Source organism: Acidimicrobiales bacterium (assembly GCA_036399815.1).
Taxonomy (GTDB): domain Bacteria; phylum Actinomycetota; class Acidimicrobiia; order Acidimicrobiales; family DASWMK01; genus DASWMK01.
Genome location: DASWMK010000205.1, coordinates 1 through 1,967, shown reverse-complemented (window position 1 = coordinate 1,967; position 1,967 = coordinate 1). Strand labels below are relative to the sequence as shown.

Below are 1,967 nucleotides of genomic sequence, written 5' to 3'. Positions count from 1 at the left end.
CCCGAGCCGGTGGGGGCCCGGCCGGACACGTCGCGCCCGGCGAGCGCGTCGGGCAGGGTGGCCGCCTGGATCGGGAACGGCTCGGTGATCCCCCTCGCAGCGAGGGAGCGGACGACGGGCGGGGCAACGCCGAGCGAGGCGAAGGTCAAGGGACGAGACTCCAGACGGTCGGACTACGGCAGGCCGACTCGGAGCAACTCTCGAACGGGCCCGTCGCCGGCAGGGGAGCCGGCGGCCCGACCACCCTACCGGGCGGTAGGCAGGTTGGCGCGCCGCCGGGCGCGTTCAGCGCCGGTTCAGCCCCCTGGGCCAGCATGGGCGGGCGTGCGGGTGCTGGTCGTGGAGGACGAGGAGCGCCTGGCCGCCGGCGTGCGGGCGGGGCTGGAGGCCGAGGGGTTCGCGGTCGACGTGGCCGGCGACGGGGTCGACGGCCTGTGGATGGCCCGCGAGCACCCGTACGACGCCATCGTCCTCGACCTCATGCTCCCCGGCCTCAACGGGTACCGGGTGTGCCGGGCCCTCCGGGACGACGGGAACTGGACGCCGGTGCTGGTCCTCACGGCCAAGGACGGCGAGTGGGACGAGGTCGAGGCCCTCGACACCGGCGCCGACGACTTCCTCGCCAAGCCGTTCTCCCACGCCGTGCTCGTCGCCCGGCTGCGGGCGCTGCTGCGGCGGGGCGCCCGGGAGCGGCCGGCGGTGCTGGCCGCCGGCGACCTCCGCCTCGACCCGGCCGCCCGGCGGGCGTGGCGGGGCGACGTCGAGGTCGAGCTGACCGCCCGCGAGCTGTCGCTGCTCGAGTTCCTGCTCCGGCGGGCCGGCGAGGTGGTGTCGAAGCGGGAGGTGCTCGACCACGTGTGGGACGTGGACTTCGAGGGCGACCCGAACATCGTCGAGGTCTACGTCCGCCACCTGCGCAACAAGCTCGACCGGCCGTTCGGGCGGGCGTCGATCGAGACCCTGCGGGGCGCCGGGTACCGGCTGGCCGCCGATGGCGGGTGAGCGCCCGGGCCTGCGGGCCCGGCTCGGCACCGTGCGGGTGCGGGCGACCGTGGCGGCCGTCGCCGTCGTCGGCGCCGCGCTGCTCGCCGGCGCCGTCGTGCTCGTCGCCTCCCTGCGCTCGAGCCTGACCGGCGAGGTGCGGACGGCGGCCCGGCTGCGGGCCGCGGCCGTCGCCACCGAGGTCGAGGGCGGTGTCTCGCCGGCGGACGCCGTGGCGCTCACCGTCGACGACGAGTCCGTCGAGGTCCTCGACGCCGGCGGCCGGGTCGTGGCCGCGGGCGTGAGCGACCTGGACGAGGGGGAGCGCTGGCTGGCCGCGGATGCCCCGGCCGGGGCGCTCACCGTGCGGGTCCGCCGGTCGCTCGACGACGTGGACGACTCGGTCGGGTCGGTGGTGGCCCTGCTCGCCGCCGGCGTGCCGGCGCTGCTCGTGCTCGTCGGGCTCACCGTGTGGCGGCTGACCGGCCGGGCGCTGGCGCCGGTCGAAGCGATCAGGGCCGAGGTCGACGCCGTCTCCGCCGCCCAGCTCCACCGCCGGGTCCCGGTGCCGCCCGGGTCCGACGAGATCGCCCGGCTGGCCGGGACGATGAACCGCATGCTCGACCGGCTGGAGGAGGCGCAGGCCCGGCAGCGGCGGCTGGTGTCCGACGCCTCCCACGAGCTGCGGTCGCCGGTCGCCTCCATCCGCCAGCACGCCGAGGTGGCGCTGGCCCACCCGGACCGGGCCGACGCCGCCGACCTGGCCGCCACCGTGCTGGCGGAGGACCTCCGCCTCCAGGCCGTGGTCGACGACCTCCTGCTCCTCGCCCGCGCCGACGAGGGCTCGCTCCCGCTGCGGCGCCGGCCGCTCGACGTCGACGACCTCGTGTTCGAGGAGGCCGGCCGGCTGCGGGCGTCGACCGGGCTGGAGGTCGACACCCGGTCGGTGTCCGGCGGCCGGGTCGACGGCGACCGGGCGGCGCTGG

The 1,967-nt window shown here is 77.7% G+C and carries 2 protein-coding genes; both read left to right on the top strand.

The genetic code is table 11. The annotated features are described in order from the left end of the window. Positions 1-324 precede the first annotated feature (324 nt). Complete coding sequence (locus VGB14_15510) at positions 325-1,002, top strand: response regulator transcription factor (GenBank protein HEX9994336.1); 678 nt, start codon at positions 325-327, stop codon at positions 1,000-1,002. After that, the coding region (locus VGB14_15505) for a histidine kinase dimerization/phospho-acceptor domain-containing protein (protein ID HEX9994335.1) at positions 992-1,967 on the top strand (976 nt) is incomplete at its 3' end. The genes VGB14_15510 and VGB14_15505, both read left to right, overlap by 11 nt.